Source organism: Anabaena sp. CCY 9613 (genome assembly GCF_963920895.1).
In the GTDB taxonomy this organism is placed as follows: Bacteria; Cyanobacteriota; Cyanobacteriia; order Cyanobacteriales; family Nostocaceae; genus Cyanocohniella.
The window spans coordinates 46,803-61,648 of record NZ_CAWUDE010000015.1 but is presented as its reverse complement, the minus strand read 5'-3'; the positions used below and the strand labels follow the sequence as shown (position 1 = coordinate 61,648).

The following is a 14,846-nucleotide window of genomic DNA, read 5'->3' as shown; positions in this document are numbered from 1 at the left end:
CTACCTTTTGAGAATAGGCTAGGGGCTAGGGGCTAAAGTAATCCCCAGTCCCCAGTAACTTAATGTGCCACCAACTGCTCAGTGCGCTGTGCTAATAGCTGCTTGGCGCGCTCTGCTAAATTCTGGTTTTGGCTTTTCACTTCTTGGAAGAATTGGGTGAGATCGCGATCGCCTGCTTGCTTTGCATCGTTAAGATAGGTTTCACAGCAAGCTGCACCTTGGAGGGCATGATATAGCACGCTGACGAGATTAAAATGCTCGTCGTTGGTTCCGGTATGATATTTATCTGGCATTTTCTTAACTCCTGATAATTAAATTGGGATGAGTAGTTTCTAAGTTAGCCATGACTTTTATTGGTAACTCCTACCCAAAGAATGAGTTAGACATTTATGCTCTTATTCCTACTGGCTGTCTAACTTGCATTTTCACTGCTTCTACAATGGCATCGGCATCGATTTTGGCAGCGTGAAGTAGTTCTTCTGGTGTGCCTGAGCCTGGCATATCTTGTACTGCTAGTTTAATTAATCGCAACTGGGGGCCATTATAAATGGGGGTATTACTAGTACCTGCAAAGACATCTAGCACCGCCGCACCTAATCCGCCTTCAATCCAGTGGTCTTCTACTACGACTAAATTACCTTTGGTATCCCGTGCGGCTTGATGTAGTGTCTGCACATCAATGGGTTTGACTGAGTAAGCATCGATAACGCAGATTGTGATGCCTTCGTTTTTTAGTCTGTCATAAGCTTTAATCGCTTCATGTAAGGTAATACCTGCACCAATTACTGTGGCTTGATCATGGTTGGAACTGTGAATGATTTTGCTACCACCAATGGGAAATTCTTCTTCATGACCATAAATTACAGGTGTTTTTTCCCGTGTCGTGCGGAGGTAAACAATGCCATTGCGATCGCACATTTGGGCAACTAATTTAGCTGTTTGATTGGCATCACTGGGATACAGCACAGTACTACTCCACACTGCTCGAAATGCTGCTAAGTCTTCCAATGCCATCTGTGAAGGGCCATCTTGACCGATGGATACGCCAGCATGGGAACCTACTAATTTAATGTTGGCACGAGATACGGCAGCCATCCGCACAAAGTCGTAGGCACGGGTTAAGAAAGCAGCGAAGGTAGAAGCAAAGGGTTTATATCCTCTTACCTGCAAGCCCACGGCGGCGGCTACCATTTGTTGTTCAGCTATGTACATTTCAAAGTAGCGCTCTGGATAGGCTTCGGCGAAATCTTCGGCATACGTGGAATTACTGACTTCTGCATCTAGAACAATTACATTTGGTTGTGCGGCTCCTAATGCTACTAAAGCATCACCATAAGCTCGGCGTGTTGCTACTTCTGCACCTTTGTTATAGGTAGGGAGTTGTAATGGTTGAGCATTACCAGTAGTTGCTGGTTGTCCTTGTGCTTCGGGTTTATCCACCTGGATTGTAATCTGCCGTTCACCGCCTAACTCGGCGATCGCCTGTTGTTCATCCTCAGGTTTCAAGGCTTTGCCATGCCATCCACCTAAATCTTCCAGGGAAGCTACACCTTTACCTTTCTTAGTACGGGCGATAATCACAGTGGGGCGATCGTTAACAGTCAACGCAGCGCTAAATGCTTGATCAATCTCTGTGAGATTATGACCATCAACTTCAATAGCTTGCCAACCAAAAGCCATCGCCCGTTTAGCATAAGCTTGAGTATTCCAACCCAATTCAGTTTGACCCCGTTGACCGAGGCGATTGACATCGATAATGGCAATTAAATTATCTAGGGTATAGTGTGCAGCATGGTCAAAAGCTTCCCAAACAGACCCTTCGGCGGTTTCACTATCACCCAGTAGCACCCATGTATGATATGGCAGTTGATCTAAATATTTACCTGCTAAAGCTATTCCTACACCAATGGGTAATCCTTGTCCCAGAGAACCTGTAGCTACATCTACCCACGGTAAAGCTGGTGTGGGATGACCTTCTAAACGACTACCAAAATGCCGCAAATCAAGTAATTCATCATCACTGATGACTCCGACTGCTTTGTACATACTATAGAGCAGGGGTGCTGCATGACCTTTCGAGAAAATCAGGCGATCGTTATGAGGATTATGTGGATTGTCAAAGTCGTAGCTGAGATATTTAGAGAGTAAAATTGCCATCAAATCAGCTGGGGACATGGACGAAGTAGGATGACCCGAACCTGCAATGGTCGTAGCGCGAATACTATCAACACGCAACTGTTGTGCTAGTTCATGCCATTGATGTAGTTGCTCCTGTGTGGTCATAGTGATTTTCCTAAATCAAAATATAGGGACTTGATCAAATTCGGCAGTTTTTAGTTTAATTATTCTTTTTTTGCTAAATTTCGCTATTTTCCCAGAATCGATTACTTAACAACTGGGAAAATACATTTCATACCAATTTAAAAAAGAATGTGGAAAATATCTAGGGGTACTTTAATGTTCCCTAGTCAGAATTGCTTTGCATAATATGGGCGGGCAAGATGCTCATCCCACAAGAGTTTAATCTAATTTAAATATGCAATAGAAGATGTTTTTCAGATGATTGCCATCATGAAATGAATTGGTATGTCACCAGACAGTTGAGAGCGTTAAATCTCTCTTACTGGGTTTACTGTAGAAAGTAGAATGTATAATAACTTCTTTCTAATGGAATAATTACCATTTATTTCTTAGGGTATATAAAACCAAAGTTTATTTATAGTGTATTTATATTTAAAAATATTACTGAAATAGGTGAGATGGAAAATATATGCTTTTTTGCCATAATTGTAAGTGGTTTTATTGTCATAAAATAACTTAACAATCATTTACTAATTTCTCCATGACGAAATTTATCAACTTTTGACCTCTAAGTTCTACCTCTTGCTCTGTTACCAGCAGAAAGTTTTTGTTAGCAAAAAATGGTTTAGCTGTAATGCTAGCTTCTACGAATAGCCTTTTAATACCTAAACTTCTGGCTTTTGATTCAATTTGTTCGAGAATCATTGTGCCAATGCCTTGTCCTTGAAAATCCTTATGGCAAAAAAATTTGTCAATATGTCCATTGGCTTCTAGTTCACCAAAACCGACAATTTTACCATTCTTTTCTATTACATAAGTAAACTTACTTTTTAAGCTGTTTAGCCATACTTCGACATCCATCTTTACTGGTGCCCAAGCATCAATTTTTTCTTTGGTGTAATCACGAATGTTTACTTCATGAATAGTGTTGTAGAACAAGTCCATTATTTCTGCGGTATCACCGATTTTGTAGGTTCGTAATTTCATTTTTTTAGCTATTTTATGCAGAATAAATATCAGAATAACTCATTACAAAAATCATCCTATAGCACAGTGCAACAAGTTAACACTCCTAGTCCAAATTCCCCAGATCCACTAATTTCTAAAGGTTGGGAACGCGAACAGTATGTTGGTATTATTATTTTGTTTATCAGTTTGATTGCTGCTGTGGGATATTTGAGTCGTCGTTTGGAATATGCTTTATTATTTGCTGTTACCCTCAGCATTATACTGGTGGTTTTTTTTCTCACTATGTGAAAAGGGTTTTGGCGCCGCTCAAACAAGAAATACTGATTTTCCCACCATAAGAAAAAGAGCGATCGCCTGATCCTGTCGCTGTTTTTCTGCTAGCCGTTACCATTAATAATCATAGACCACTCATCGCTATAGTAATTTGCCGATGAGGCGGAGGTATTTGTGTTGCCAATTCTCAGACGACGAATTAACCGGGGAGGAAATCTCACTGAAAACCTAGCTGGGTATATGTTCATGATGCCCACAATTTTGGTTTTGGGGTGTTTTGTGATCCTGCCAATTTTCTACGCGGTTTTTCTCTCTTTGCATAAAGTCCAGCTTTTAGGCGGTATTGAGTACGAGTTCATTGGCTGGCGTAATTTCACACGCTTGCTTGAAGACGGACGTGTGGGGATTGCTTTACGAAATACGGCAGAATATGTGGCAATTGTTGTGCCTACGCAAACAATTCTGGCTTTATTGCTGGCTGTAACTCTCAATTCTGGGATTCGTGGTAAAAACTCATGGCGGATTCTCTTCTTTTTGCCCACGGTGACATCTTCCGCGGTGCTAACCCTGATATTTATGTGGATTTATAACACCGATGGGTTATTAAACCATGTTCTCGCTTTTATCGGGCTACCTACCTATAACTGGTTAGGTGACCCGTCCGTTGCCCTCAAAGGCATCATGATTATGAATATTTGGTCAACTGCACCGTTTTATATGGTGATTTACTTAGCGGCGTTGCAGGATATCCCCCAAAAGCTTTACGAAGCGGCAGAACTTGATGGGGCAAATTGGTGGCAACAGTTTATTTACATTACTATTCCTTTGCTCAAACCTGTGACGTTTTTTGTGCTGGCTGTTGGCGTAATTGGTACGTTTCAACTGTTTGACCAGTCTTATATTTTCTCTGGTGGTACTGGTGGGCCCAACAATGCTACTTTAACAGTAGTTTTACTGATATACCAAGCTGTATTTCGTAACTTACAGATGGGATATGCAGCTGCGATCGCCTTTTTGCTGGCAGGGATAATTATTGCTGTAACTTTGATTCAACGGCGAATTTTTGGGGGCGAAAAAATATGATGGGAATTTCTCGCTTTCCTTGGCTAAAAGTGCTTTTATACATAATTTTAACACTGTATGCAATTCTCACTCTCATTCCCTTTTTGTGGGCAATTTCCGCATCCTTTAAGCCACTTTCGGAAATTATCAGCGGGGAATTAAATTTTTTTCCCCAGAATTTCACCCTGGATAATTACAGGCAAATCTTTATACAGGAACCTCTATTTTGGCGGTGGGTTTTAAATAGTGTGGTAATTGCTGTCAGTGTGACATTATTGAATTTACTATTTAATTCAATGGCGGGATATGCCTTAGCCAGACTAAATTTTGTGGGCAAACACTTTTGGTTTTTTCTGATTTTGGCACTTTTAGCAGTCCCTGCACAAATCACCTTGATTCCCACTTTTTTGATTTTGAAGGCTATGGGCTGGCTAAATTCTTACCAAGGGATGATTGTACCTGGTATGGTGAATGCCACATTTATTTTTATGATGCGGCAATTCTTTGTGAATTTTCCCAAGGAACTGGAAGAAGCCGGTCAACTAGATGGTTTAAATACTGTAGGCATATTTCGGCATATTGTCTTACCTCTAGCGAAACCAGCCTTAGCAGCCCAGGCGGTTTTTGTGTTCATGGGTAGTTGGAATAATTTTTTGCTCCCCATAGTTATTTTGTTTGACCCAGAAATGTTTACCCTCCCCCTGGGGCTGAACAGCTTCAAAGGGCAATATATCAGCTATTGGAACTATATTATGGCTGCTTCTATGATTTTCACTCTGCCGGCCTTAGGAATTTATGCTTTTTTCAACCGCTACTTTATTCAAGGCGCAACTTTTACCGGTGGGAAGGGTTAAGAGTGTTGGATGAGAGGCAGCAGGGGGAAATAATTAAATGTTTTTGACTTTTGACTTCCTCATAGGGGTTCTCCAGTCCCCACGTTAATTAATATCTATTTTTATTGACTTATTAACCCTTGATCCCCACTTGAGAAGCAACAGTATTTTCGGCGACAAATTGCGCTCTGAACATGATATTGGTATTACAGCGACTTAATCTCTCATCTGTTCAGTTAACAAGTGTTATGGGTTTTGCAGACCTACTGATTGCAGAGATAGCAGCAGACTACAGTGTCCCTGTAGAAAGATTGTTTTCTCTGCCTAAACAACTGGGAATTGCCGATAAACACCAAAAGACCCGTTTGGCGTTAGAGGATATAAAGGCAATGATTTTCCAAATTTTGTCGGGAATACGCCCAAAGGTAACTAGGAACTCGGTGGGTGAGATCTAAATTACCAGAGATGCTATTTCGGACTTTAGCTAATTGGCTAATGGCAAAGAACCAGCTATTAGTCTGGACAACATGGAGATTGAGTATCGCTTTATTAGCTGTGTTGAGCGTCAAAATCTTTAAGGGGAAACATGTTTAGAAGACTAATTGGCGTTGTTGTTGCTACCGTTTTGCTGACGTTTCAGTTAATGGTCGGTGGCGCGACAGCAGTGGAACTGGACGAAGCTATCAGAACAGTGCCATTAAATACTCAGGGTGATACCGTTGTACTCAGCCTAAAACAAGTCAAAGAAGGCAAACGTTTATTTCAATACGCTTGCGCCCAATGTCATGTTGGAGGCGTTACCAAGACTAACCAAAACGTGGGATTAGAACCAGAAGCGCTAGCTTTAGCATCACCAAACCGGAATAATATTGAAGGCTTGGTAGACTACATGAAAAATCCCACCACCTATGACGGAGAAGAGGAAATTTCTGAATTACATCCCAGCATCAAGAGTGCAGATATTTTCACAGAAATGAGAAATCTCACAGAGGATGATTTAGTGGCGATCGCTGGACATATTCTCCTACAACCCAAAATTGTGGGCGACAAGTGGGGCGGTGGTAAGATTTATTACTAAAGTCCTAATTGAATGCTGATTTCTGGGTACTGGGTGCTGGGTGCTGGGTGCGGGGATAGATGAAGTTTATCCCCAGACTACTCAAAACTCAGGACTTAGGCTCAGAATTTTTTTGGGATAGGATTTAGGCGATCGCTCACCATACACTCATAGTCTAGAAAAATTTGGCTGTGGGAATTTTATAAATTTACCCAAAATTTTTTGGGTGTAATGCAATCCTAGAAATCTTCGCTGATTGCCAAAATTTTGCTATGGATTTAGTCGCCATTAAAAAAAAAATTTTTATCTACGACAGATTGTCATACTTTGGCGTTGATTTTATCTAAAATGAGAAAGGGAAAATAAAAACTTTAATTAGGAGAAAGCCATGAAATTGATTTCAGCAAGCTTGCGGCGCTTTACTTTAACTGTATTAACAGTTCTTTTAGTTGTTAGCAGCTTTGCTATTTTCACTCCCAGTGCTTCAGCTGAAACCTTCCAGGTAAAATTGGGTAGCGACAAAGGTATGCTGGCATTTGAACCCAAAAAATTGACAGTTAAACCAGGCGACACCGTTGAGTGGGTAAACAACAAAGTCCCTCCCCATAACGTTGTGTTTGATGCAGCTTTAAACCCTGCTAAGAGTGCTGATTTAGCCAAAGAACTGTCTCACAAGCAATTGCTAATGAGTCCTGGTCAAACTCAAACAACCACCATTCCCGCAGATGCGCCTGCTGGTGAATACACCTTCTACTGCGAACCCCACCGTGGTGCTGGCATGGTTGGTAAATTAGTTGTTGAATAATCTTTGGTCACTTTTTTAGTGAATTGACGAAAAGTAGCACGCCGTACCCATAATGTGGCCTGCATGATAGATAGGCGGTGACGAGTTATATTTCCGCCAAGAGAGAAATGAACTCATCACCGCTAATCTTAATCAAAAATAAAAGTTCGTAGTCAGGACTTTAGTCCTCAAAAATCTGTATTTCACTTAACCAACTTGTGAATATTCGCTTCCCAATTCGCTCCATCAAAAGGTATAATCTCAAAATTTCCCATCACATCCCCATCTAAACAACGCACATTCACATCGACACCATCGGGATGACTCCGGGGAATATAAAAAGGATGCATTCCACAAGTCTGACAAAACTTATGCTGGGCAATTCCAGTATTAAACGTATAAGTTGCCAGATTATCTTCACCTTGCAGTAAAGTAAACTGCTCTCGCGGCACAATTAAATGTAAGAAACCCTTTTTTCTACAAATCGAACAATTGCAATCCTCCACTTGATGATTTTCAACAATTACTCGAAAGCGCACCGCACCACAATGACATCCGCCTTCGTAAGTAATTGATGGAATAGAACTCTTTTTCATTTAACACTCCCCTTAATCGATCAACCAGCTAAATAAATCTTCTACTGTCAGACTAAAATCTTTAGCAAAAACTGGTACAGGTAATTGAGCTTGTGGTTCATCGTAAATAGCAGTCGGCTGGTCTGGTAAATATACAAACACAGCTTTTTCCTCTGGGTCAATCAGCCATCCCATTTGAGCGCCATACTTTAGACAATACAGAACATTTTTCGTGACTTTAGTTTGACTTTGATTGGGTGAAAGTATTTCAATTGTCCAATCTGGAGCAATAGGAAAAAGATTGGCAATTGCACCATTTTCTTGGCGAGGAATTCTACTCCAAGTAAAGACAGAAATATCCGGTACAATTGAGCGAACGCCAAAAGTACAGCGCAGTTCACAAAAAGCCCGTGCCATCTTCTTAGGTTTCAAGATTAAATTGATAGCAGGGGCTAACTCAGTTTGAATGACGCTATGTTCTCCTTGCGGCATTGGTTTTTGGACAATACGCCCATCAATATATTCGCTGGCTGGTTTTGTTTCTGGTAATTGTAAAAAGTCTTCTAGTGTCAGAACTTGAGTAGATGTTTTTACCATTTAAGTGTGCCGATAATTTTTCGTTTTATCGAGAAGATTCTAATTGAGTAACCCTATCTTCTAATTTATTTACTTGTTGTTTTAATTCCACAACTAACGTAGCTAAATTATCAAACATTTGGTCTTGTGGCGATAAGTTACGTCTAGCATTATTTGACTGCGGTGGGGTAAGTGTAGTTCTGGCTGAGGGTGATTTACCCAGTTGATTGAGTTGCGACTCAACTCTTCTCAAGCGCGCCTCTACACGGTTAAAGTCGGCTTGTAGGTTATTAAAACGGGATTCCACTTGTTGAGATGAGACTGGATTTGATAATAAACCCAGCCAAATAACTATGACCACAACCCCAGCAAAAATTAATCTGCGAAACATGAAATTTACTCCTTTATCGGAGGTTTTGATTACATTTATTTATCCGGTTGTAATTGAGAAAATAGCTGATGCCAATCGATGGAATTTACAGTATTTTCGCTTGATTTGACTTCTAATGTGATATTAGATGCTGGGGATTCATGGAGCGATCGCACACAAAGTTCCGCTACATCTTCGCGGCTGATTTTACCCCGAATATTATCACCTTGTTCAAAAATTAATTCTTTACCACCTGGTTCCTCAGTTAATGCACAAGGTCTAATAATCGTGTAAGGAATACCACTTTCTCTTAAACTATCTTCCCCTTTCAACTTCCATGTTAAAATGCCGCCTAATTGGTCATTTAAGCGCACCGCTGGTGGTTCTTCATCTAAATTAATTCCCGGTCTTCCCGGACGAGTTACCCCGGCTGAACTCACAAGGACAAACTGTGGGAATTTTTCCCCGCCATAAGCTTTAATTGATTCGACTTGTAAGGCAAAATTACCTGGTGTAAATTTGGGATTTAAAGCACCATCATATTCAAACTTACTTAACATCAATTGAAAAGAAGAAATCCGATTAACATCAATTGGGGGACAGTCGGAAACAACTTTGGCCCGAAAAACTGGAGTCAATTCACTAAAGGGAATGCGAACATTCATCCAGGTATCAGCTACAGTATCAAAAGAATAACTGTAACCAACGCCATCCCATTTAGTATCTGTCCGTAAAAATAATTTATAACGCTGTCCGTCACCTTGGACGCGTAATTCGACTCCTGCATAACCCGATAAGTCAAAAGGTGGCTCAAAATTCTTGGTTCTTACCGAAGCAAATCCTCCTGAGTTAGCAGTGGAAACGTTACCAGTAAACACGGCTTTATTTCCCGCTAATTGCATATTGCTGGAACTCACACCACCCATAACCACATCATCCACTGCACCCCAAACCGCTTTTAATTCCGCTGAAGGATTGGTGAAATCAAATATTAATTGTTCATTCGCTGGGGGTAAATATTTGGCTGCAGCTTGTACCAAGTTTTTCACACCTTGATATTCTACGTTTTCTGGGGTGTCACCCACAATTTCTGGCAGATAAAATTTAATACCTTGATTATATTTAGCTCTATCGGGTGTATCTCCTTCCACTGGCTGCACACGCACTGCTGTACAACAAATTACCGCTTGAATGTTAGACATTACTACAGAATTTAACGTTTCTGGCTTAGTAATATCCGCAACCACTATGTCAATATCATTACCAAGAATTGACCTAGCTTTTTCAATATCTCGCACCAGCGCCCGGACTTTGTAACCTTGTTCTACTAGTCGCCTTACCACTCGTTTACCCACACCACCTGTTGCACCCGCAACTAGTATTACACCCATGTATCTTCCTCCTTTGGGTAGATTTTGCTGATCTTGAGGACGACCTTGGATTAACTGTTGCACCCAGTTAAGGAAAGGAATTACCTCGAAATAGGTTAGGGTTTCAATAAACCTGCCTAAGTCCCATTGAGAACGGTTTTTGTCAGCCATTACTGCGTCCTCATAATTTTCTGCTTGTTACATACATGATAACTAAACAGTTGCTAGCGCTTAACTGATGCGGGGAGTGAGATGATTTCTGGCTAAAATTAAGCTAAATATTTGGTATTTTATCTTATGGGGCAAATGCGTTAGGATACTTACTTAAGTGTTACTAATAAAACTAATATTTACTGATGAACCAACTTGAAAAAGCTCAAGCTGAGTACAAAAATTTTCCTCAAGAATTTCAGAGTGTAATTATTAGCACGGTAAATAAGCAAGGAATACCCAATGCTAGTTACACTCCTTTTGTGATGGATGCAGCCAAAAACATTTACATTTATGTCAGTGGTCTGGCAACCCACACGCAAAACCTTCATGCTAACCCTTGTGTCAGTGTCTTATTTATCGATGATGAATCTAAAACTGAACAAATTTTTGCGCGTCGTCGGTTGAGTTTTGATTGCACAGCGACTTTAATTGAGCGTGATACTGAAGCCTGGAATCATATTGTTGAGCAATTTCAAGGGCGTTTTGGTGAATTGATTGAGGTTTTGCGCGGTTTACCCGATTTTCGGATTTTCCAGTTAACTCCCAGTGCTGGTCGTTTTGTGGTTGGTTTCGGCACAGCTTATCACATTCATGGGGATCAACTTGATCAATTGGTTCACATTACCAGAGATAAATAGGGCGGATGCAACAGAGGACTAAAGTCCTCATTACAAACTTTATAAGAGTATAATTTTATGCTTCAGTTTCAACCTCCTGGCTTTGGGCATAAAGTCATTCATACCTCTTTAGGGGCAATGGTTTACTATACTCAAACGACTGCGCCCTGGTTAAATACCGATATTGAAAAGTTACCGCCTTTATTGTTTCTGCACAATTTTGGTGGTGGGGCATCTGGGTATGAATGGTCTAAAGTTTACCCGGCTTTTGCGGCTACGCACCATATAATAGCCCCGGATTTAATTGGCTGGGGTGAATCTGCTCATCCAGTGCGGGATTATCAAATTAGAGATTATCTGAGCGCGATCGCCGAATTAATTACCCAAACTTGTCAACAGCCGGTGCAGGTGGTGGCTTCTTCTTTAACAGCGGCTTTGACTATCCGCCTAGCTATTAGTCAACCTGAGTTATTTCAAAAACTATATCTGGTATGTCCCTCTGGATTTGATGACTTTGGCCAAGGTGCTGGACGCAGGTTACCACTGTCAGTGATTAATACGCCTTTATTGGACAATTTAATTTATGCCCTGGGTGCGGAAAATGAATTGGCTGTGAGAAATTTTCTGCAAAGTTTTCTGTTTGCCAAACCAGAAAGAGTTTCTCCAGAAATGGTGGCAGCTTATTTAACTTCTGCACAACAGCCCAACGCCAAGTTTTCCGCCTTGGCATTTTTACGGGGAAACCTTTACTTTGACTTGAGTTTGTATATTCAGCAATTAAAAATTCCCACTGTGCTTTTTTGGGGAGAGAAAGCACAATTTACTAGCATCAAACTAGGACGACGTTTAGCAAATTTAAATCCCAGTGTAATTGAAAAGTTTCAGGCGATCGCTGATGCCGGAGTCTTACCCCATCTAGAAATACCCGAAATTTTCATTGGGTTATTACAGCCCTATTTGTAGCTACATACTCAGTGCTTCTATCTCCAATTCTGACAAACCAGTAATATTAGCTACCTGCTCTACTGTCATCCCCGAATAAAGTAAGTTGCGTGCTGTTTGATGTAACTGAAATTCTGCTCTGTCTGCTCGTTGACGTTCTTGCTCTACCCGTTGTTGTTCTTGATACACGCTTTCTTCAGGAACTGGCAGCAACTTTCCTGCTAAATCTGCCCAGCGCAACCAAGTAGCATCAACGCCTTGATAAATACCTTGCCAAAGTAGCAATGATAAACCTAATACTTGGCTAACTAAATAATTATTCGTATTTGGTAATAATGGTTGATAAACCCCATTTTGTAAAGAAAAACCAGCCCAATCATCAGGGTTAAAAGGATCAAACCAGAAATATTCCGGTACGCGCAGCTGATTTTGATAAATTAGCTTTTTCCCATTTTTATCAGCTTGGGCAGTACTTTTAGATAATAATTCAATCACAATATCTGGCCCTTTACCCTCTTCCCAGACAACCCAACTACGACGTTCTCCCTTGGGGACTCCTAGCACAGCAAAAAAGTCTGGGCCGCGAAAATCCTCATTGTTCAACTGCGCCAAACTGAAGTAGACAAACATATTGCCGCCCATATATCCATCTTCTCGCTGGGCCAACCAAGGAACTAAGGCATTAATCAACAAATCCATTTGTAATTTATGCCGTTGGCTTTCCATCGACATACAGTCATCGTCAGGTAATTCTGCTTGGTTTGGGGGTGGGTTCACAGTTGGTGCGGCAAAAATTTCTGACATGGCTTTTTCAATATGGGGTAGCCATTACTGACATACTTTATATTACTCGATTGCTTTAAGGATGTGCGATTAACTCCGTTACTGCACTCGGTACGTCGCCTCTGGTACTGTGTCCAAACATCAACAGGAGCAAGATTTTAGTCAACGGGTAAGTTAAGCGATTCTATTGCCGATTGATTTAAACCTGTTAACCTAGCTACCTGTTCTACTGTCATCCCAGTCTCAAGTAAATTACGTGCAGTTTGTAGTAATTGCAATTCTGCCGTGTTTGCCCGTTGGTGTTCTTGTTCTGCACGTTGGCGTTCTTGTTCTGCGCGTTGGTGTTCTTGTTCTGCACGTTGGCGTTCTTGTTCTGCGATTTCTGCGGTAGTTGGCAATAATTCCCCATCTAAAGTTGCCCAGCGTAACCAAGTAGCATTAATACCTTGATAATTTCCTGCCCACAGTTGTAATGCTAAACCTAACGATGAAGTGACTAATTGATTTTGAGCATTAGGAAGAATAGGTTGATAACCTCTTTCGTGGATAGAAAACCCAGCTAAATCATCAGGGTTAAAAGGATCAAACCAGAAATATTCTGGTACACGCATCTGATTTTGATAAATCAGTTTTTTTTCATTTTTGTCTGTTGAGGCTGTACTGTCAGAAAGCAACTCAATGACTACATCTGGTGCTTTACCTTCTTCCCACACTACCCAACTACGACGTTCACCTTGAGGAACTCCCAACACTACAAAAAAATCTGGCCCTTTAAAGTCTTTGTTGCGTACCTGGGCCAGACTGTAGTAAACAAACATATTCCCGCCGACAAACCCATCCTCTCGTTCTGCCAACCACGGGAATAAAGCATCAATTAGCAAATCCATCTGGGCTTTATGACGTGCGCTTTCCATTGGTATCCCGTCGTCATAGGGTAATTCTGCTTGGGTGGGTGGCAGTTGAAGATCTGGTGCAGCTAAAGTAGTTTCTGACATAGCTTTTCACCTGTGGGAAAGTATTGCAGGTATTTTTATGTTATCCGTTTTGGGCGATCGCCTACGGTAAGCTACATTAACGCCTAGCAAGGGTGGGACGATACCCATTGGTCACAAGTTCAAAGTGAGCGAATTTTGTAAATACGTCTTTAAGTATAAATATATCTATATAAGAATAATAATCGTACAGTGGGTAAAATTGACTTGACTCCCTTCCCAGTTCGCAGTGCCTCCTTCAAATAAGCGATAGGCGTAAAGCCCTAGCGGGCATAGCTGCGCTTACCGCGGTAGCATGCCTTGGGCTGCTAGCCATACCCTCCGGGCTTATCGCAAGGAGCATTCGTTCAATCTTCCCAAATTGCGATCGTTCTCACGCTGAGGATTTGGGTTGGTTGTGGATTAGTTTTTCCTTAGACTTAGACGGAACAAGATATGTGAACATCGCGTCGCGACAAAATATAGCACAACCCAATGAAGCGTTAAGGAATCCTCGGACTTTAAGACGAGGAGGTATGTCAACTAGTAGAAATTGCAAATCCCTCAAAGCGTGAGCTAGAGAGGGATTTTTTGGTATTGGGTTTTAGGGATTGGGTTGCTAGTTTAAATTTCCTGCTTTCTCAACAACTTGTTTCAACTCTTCAAAGGTGATACTACCGCCTTTATCTCCATACATCGCTAGCAATTCCTGGGGGCTACTAACACCTGTTTCTGCTAAAATGATTGCACTTAACCCAGGGCTTAAAAAAAGCTCATTAATCGAGATTTTGCCATCTTGATCGCGATCTAAATTATTAAAAAGAGATTGAAGCTCTTGCTCGGTTGCCATAAGTTTTTATCTGAAGAACGTTTTTCAATTTAATATCTCATTAATATCTGATTAATTTCTCAAAATTAAATAAACTTGTATCTTTAGACGGAAAAACGGCTATCGCTGGGGCTTAAATTGGGTGATTGCTCTATTACTAATGGGTGAGGCGACAGCAAATTGTACTAGTAATATCGGGCGAGGTTGTGTATGTGCCAGATGGTTAGGCTGTGGCATTGCAGAAGATGATGCGGCGGTTGTCAACAGAACGTCACCGACGAACGGCGGCGCGCTCTGTTGACATCTGGGCATCGGCCTTAA

At 41.1% G+C, this 14,846-nt stretch carries 19 protein-coding genes; 8 read left to right on the top strand and 11 right to left on the bottom strand.

The annotated features are described in order from the left end of the window. Window positions 1-59: 59 nt before the first annotated feature. The 3 genes from ACM0OT_RS17530 to ACM0OT_RS17520 form a co-directional block, all read right to left on the bottom strand. Window positions 60-293 carry a hypothetical protein gene (locus ACM0OT_RS17530; protein WP_414565704.1) on the bottom strand — a complete coding sequence of 78 codons (234 nt, stop codon included), beginning with the start codon at window positions 291-293 and terminating at the stop codon, window positions 60-62. Between the two features lie 94 nt (window positions 294-387). Then, the gene (locus ACM0OT_RS17525; protein WP_414565703.1) at window positions 388-2,283 is read right to left on the bottom strand and encodes a transketolase; all 1,896 of its coding nucleotides are present in this window, start codon (window positions 2,281-2,283) and stop codon (window positions 388-390) included. Between the two features lie 534 nt (window positions 2,284-2,817). After that, entirely contained in the window at window positions 2,818-3,288 is a 471-nt protein-coding gene (locus ACM0OT_RS17520) for a GNAT family N-acetyltransferase (RefSeq protein ID WP_414565702.1), read from the bottom strand. A 15-nt stretch (window positions 3,289-3,303) separates the two neighbouring features. Between ACM0OT_RS17520 and ACM0OT_RS17515 the strand changes: the two genes are divergently transcribed. Then, window positions 3,304-3,558 carry a hypothetical protein gene (locus ACM0OT_RS17515; RefSeq protein WP_414565701.1) on the top strand — a complete coding sequence of 85 codons (255 nt, stop codon included), beginning with the start codon at window positions 3,304-3,306 and terminating at the stop codon, window positions 3,556-3,558. Window positions 3,559-3,647: 89 nt separating this feature from the next. On the opposite strand, the gene ACM0OT_RS17510 is transcribed toward ACM0OT_RS17515, so the two are convergent. Further along, entirely contained in the window at window positions 3,648-3,791 is a 144-nt protein-coding gene (locus ACM0OT_RS17510; protein WP_414565700.1) for a hypothetical protein, read from the bottom strand. On the opposite strand from ACM0OT_RS17510, the gene ACM0OT_RS17505 reads away from it, so the two are divergent. The 5 genes from ACM0OT_RS17505 to petE all read left to right on the top strand — a co-directional run bounded on the left by ACM0OT_RS17505 (window position 3,790) and on the right by petE (window position 7,300). Then, window positions 3,790-4,626 carry a carbohydrate ABC transporter permease gene (locus tag ACM0OT_RS17505; protein WP_414565699.1) on the top strand — a complete coding sequence of 279 codons (837 nt, stop codon included), beginning with the start codon at window positions 3,790-3,792 and terminating at the stop codon, window positions 4,624-4,626. The two genes, ACM0OT_RS17510 and ACM0OT_RS17505, sit on opposite strands and share 2 nt — an antisense overlap. Further along, on the top strand, window positions 4,623-5,459 hold the full coding sequence (locus ACM0OT_RS17500; protein ID WP_414565698.1) for a carbohydrate ABC transporter permease: 837 nt from the start codon (window positions 4,623-4,625) through the stop codon (window positions 5,457-5,459). Before ACM0OT_RS17505 ends, ACM0OT_RS17500 begins: the two co-directional genes overlap by 4 nt. Window positions 5,460-5,686: 227 nt before the next feature. Further along, entirely contained in the window at window positions 5,687-5,893 is a 207-nt protein-coding gene (locus ACM0OT_RS17495) for a hypothetical protein (protein ID WP_414565697.1), read from the top strand. 131 nt (window positions 5,894-6,024) lie between these two features. Continuing rightward, on the top strand, window positions 6,025-6,516 hold the full coding sequence (gene psbV / locus ACM0OT_RS17490; RefSeq protein WP_414565696.1) for a photosystem II cytochrome c-550: 492 nt from the start codon (window positions 6,025-6,027) through the stop codon (window positions 6,514-6,516). A gap of 367 nt (window positions 6,517-6,883) precedes the next feature. Then, a complete protein-coding gene (petE, locus tag ACM0OT_RS17485; protein WP_414565695.1) occupies window positions 6,884-7,300 on the top strand; it encodes a plastocyanin in 417 nt (138 codons plus the stop codon). Between the two features lie 182 nt (window positions 7,301-7,482). Here petE and ACM0OT_RS17480 read toward each other — a convergent pair whose 3' ends face one another. The 4 genes from ACM0OT_RS17480 to ACM0OT_RS17465 are packed head-to-tail and all read right to left on the bottom strand — an operon-like array spanning window position 7,483 to window position 10,341. Then, entirely contained in the window at window positions 7,483-7,875 is a 393-nt protein-coding gene (locus tag ACM0OT_RS17480; protein WP_414565694.1) for a GFA family protein, read from the bottom strand. Window positions 7,876-7,887: 12 nt separating this feature from the next. Then, on the bottom strand, window positions 7,888-8,451 hold the full coding sequence (locus ACM0OT_RS17475; RefSeq protein ID WP_414565693.1) for a Uma2 family endonuclease: 564 nt from the start codon (window positions 8,449-8,451) through the stop codon (window positions 7,888-7,890). 25 nt (window positions 8,452-8,476) lie between these two features. Continuing rightward, complete coding sequence (locus tag ACM0OT_RS17470) at window positions 8,477-8,821, bottom strand: hypothetical protein (RefSeq protein ID WP_414565692.1); 345 nt, start codon at window positions 8,819-8,821, stop codon at window positions 8,477-8,479. A 35-nt stretch (window positions 8,822-8,856) separates the two neighbouring features. After that, window positions 8,857-10,341 carry a CIA30 family protein gene (locus ACM0OT_RS17465; RefSeq protein ID WP_414565691.1) on the bottom strand — a complete coding sequence of 495 codons (1,485 nt, stop codon included), beginning with the start codon at window positions 10,339-10,341 and terminating at the stop codon, window positions 8,857-8,859. Window positions 10,342-10,526: 185 nt separating this feature from the next. On the opposite strand from ACM0OT_RS17465, the gene ACM0OT_RS17460 reads away from it, so the two are divergent. Together ACM0OT_RS17460 and ACM0OT_RS17455 are read left to right on the top strand one after the other, a co-directional pair. Beyond that, window positions 10,527-11,021, top strand: a complete 495-nt coding sequence (locus ACM0OT_RS17460; RefSeq protein WP_414565690.1) for a HugZ family protein — start codon at window positions 10,527-10,529, stop codon at window positions 11,019-11,021. A 57-nt stretch (window positions 11,022-11,078) separates the two neighbouring features. Then, window positions 11,079-11,963, top strand: a complete 885-nt coding sequence (locus tag ACM0OT_RS17455) for an alpha/beta fold hydrolase (RefSeq protein WP_414565689.1) — start codon at window positions 11,079-11,081, stop codon at window positions 11,961-11,963. Here ACM0OT_RS17455 and ACM0OT_RS17450 read toward each other — a convergent pair whose 3' ends face one another. The 3 genes from ACM0OT_RS17450 to ACM0OT_RS17440 all read right to left on the bottom strand — a co-directional run bounded on the left by ACM0OT_RS17450 (window position 11,964) and on the right by ACM0OT_RS17440 (window position 14,546). Continuing rightward, the gene (locus ACM0OT_RS17450) at window positions 11,964-12,746 is read right to left on the bottom strand and encodes a Uma2 family endonuclease (protein ID WP_414565688.1); all 783 of its coding nucleotides are present in this window, start codon (window positions 12,744-12,746) and stop codon (window positions 11,964-11,966) included. 137 nt (window positions 12,747-12,883) lie between these two features. Next, window positions 12,884-13,720, bottom strand: a complete 837-nt coding sequence (locus ACM0OT_RS17445) for a DUF874 family protein (RefSeq protein WP_414565687.1) — start codon at window positions 13,718-13,720, stop codon at window positions 12,884-12,886. A gap of 595 nt (window positions 13,721-14,315) precedes the next feature. Further along, window positions 14,316-14,546 carry an EF-hand domain-containing protein gene (locus ACM0OT_RS17440; RefSeq protein WP_414565686.1) on the bottom strand — a complete coding sequence of 77 codons (231 nt, stop codon included), beginning with the start codon at window positions 14,544-14,546 and terminating at the stop codon, window positions 14,316-14,318. Window positions 14,547-14,846: the final 300 nt, after the last annotated feature.

Coding starts and splice junctions, on each gene's coding strand:
- ACM0OT_RS17530 (WP_414565704.1), bottom strand. CDS start 293: ATGCCAGATAAATATCATACCGGAACCAACGACGAGCATTTTAATCTC.
- ACM0OT_RS17525 (WP_414565703.1), bottom strand. CDS start 2,283: ATGACCACACAGGAGCAACTACATCAATGGCATGAACTAGCACAACAG.
- ACM0OT_RS17520 (WP_414565702.1), bottom strand. CDS start 3,288: ATGAAATTACGAACCTACAAAATCGGTGATACCGCAGAAATAATGGAC.
- ACM0OT_RS17515 (WP_414565701.1), top strand. CDS start 3,304: ATGCAGAATAAATATCAGAATAACTCATTACAAAAATCATCCTATAGC.
- ACM0OT_RS17505 (WP_414565699.1), top strand. CDS start 3,790: ATGATGCCCACAATTTTGGTTTTGGGGTGTTTTGTGATCCTGCCAATT.
- ACM0OT_RS17510 (WP_414565700.1), bottom strand. CDS start 3,791: ATGAACATATACCCAGCTAGGTTTTCAGTGAGATTTCCTCCCCGGTTA.
- ACM0OT_RS17500 (WP_414565698.1), top strand. CDS start 4,623: ATGATGGGAATTTCTCGCTTTCCTTGGCTAAAAGTGCTTTTATACATA.
- ACM0OT_RS17495 (WP_414565697.1), top strand. CDS start 5,687: ATGGGTTTTGCAGACCTACTGATTGCAGAGATAGCAGCAGACTACAGT.
- psbV (WP_414565696.1), top strand. CDS start 6,025: ATGTTTAGAAGACTAATTGGCGTTGTTGTTGCTACCGTTTTGCTGACG.
- petE (WP_414565695.1), top strand. CDS start 6,884: ATGAAATTGATTTCAGCAAGCTTGCGGCGCTTTACTTTAACTGTATTA.
- ACM0OT_RS17480 (WP_414565694.1), bottom strand. CDS start 7,875: ATGAAAAAGAGTTCTATTCCATCAATTACTTACGAAGGCGGATGTCAT.
- ACM0OT_RS17475 (WP_414565693.1), bottom strand. CDS start 8,451: ATGGTAAAAACATCTACTCAAGTTCTGACACTAGAAGACTTTTTACAA.
- ACM0OT_RS17470 (WP_414565692.1), bottom strand. CDS start 8,821: ATGTTTCGCAGATTAATTTTTGCTGGGGTTGTGGTCATAGTTATTTGG.
- ACM0OT_RS17465 (WP_414565691.1), bottom strand. CDS start 10,341: ATGGCTGACAAAAACCGTTCTCAATGGGACTTAGGCAGGTTTATTGAA.
- ACM0OT_RS17460 (WP_414565690.1), top strand. CDS start 10,527: ATGAACCAACTTGAAAAAGCTCAAGCTGAGTACAAAAATTTTCCTCAA.
- ACM0OT_RS17455 (WP_414565689.1), top strand. CDS start 11,079: ATGCTTCAGTTTCAACCTCCTGGCTTTGGGCATAAAGTCATTCATACC.
- ACM0OT_RS17450 (WP_414565688.1), bottom strand. CDS start 12,746: ATGTCAGAAATTTTTGCCGCACCAACTGTGAACCCACCCCCAAACCAA.
- ACM0OT_RS17445 (WP_414565687.1), bottom strand. CDS start 13,720: ATGTCAGAAACTACTTTAGCTGCACCAGATCTTCAACTGCCACCCACC.
- ACM0OT_RS17440 (WP_414565686.1), bottom strand. CDS start 14,546: ATGGCAACCGAGCAAGAGCTTCAATCTCTTTTTAATAATTTAGATCGC.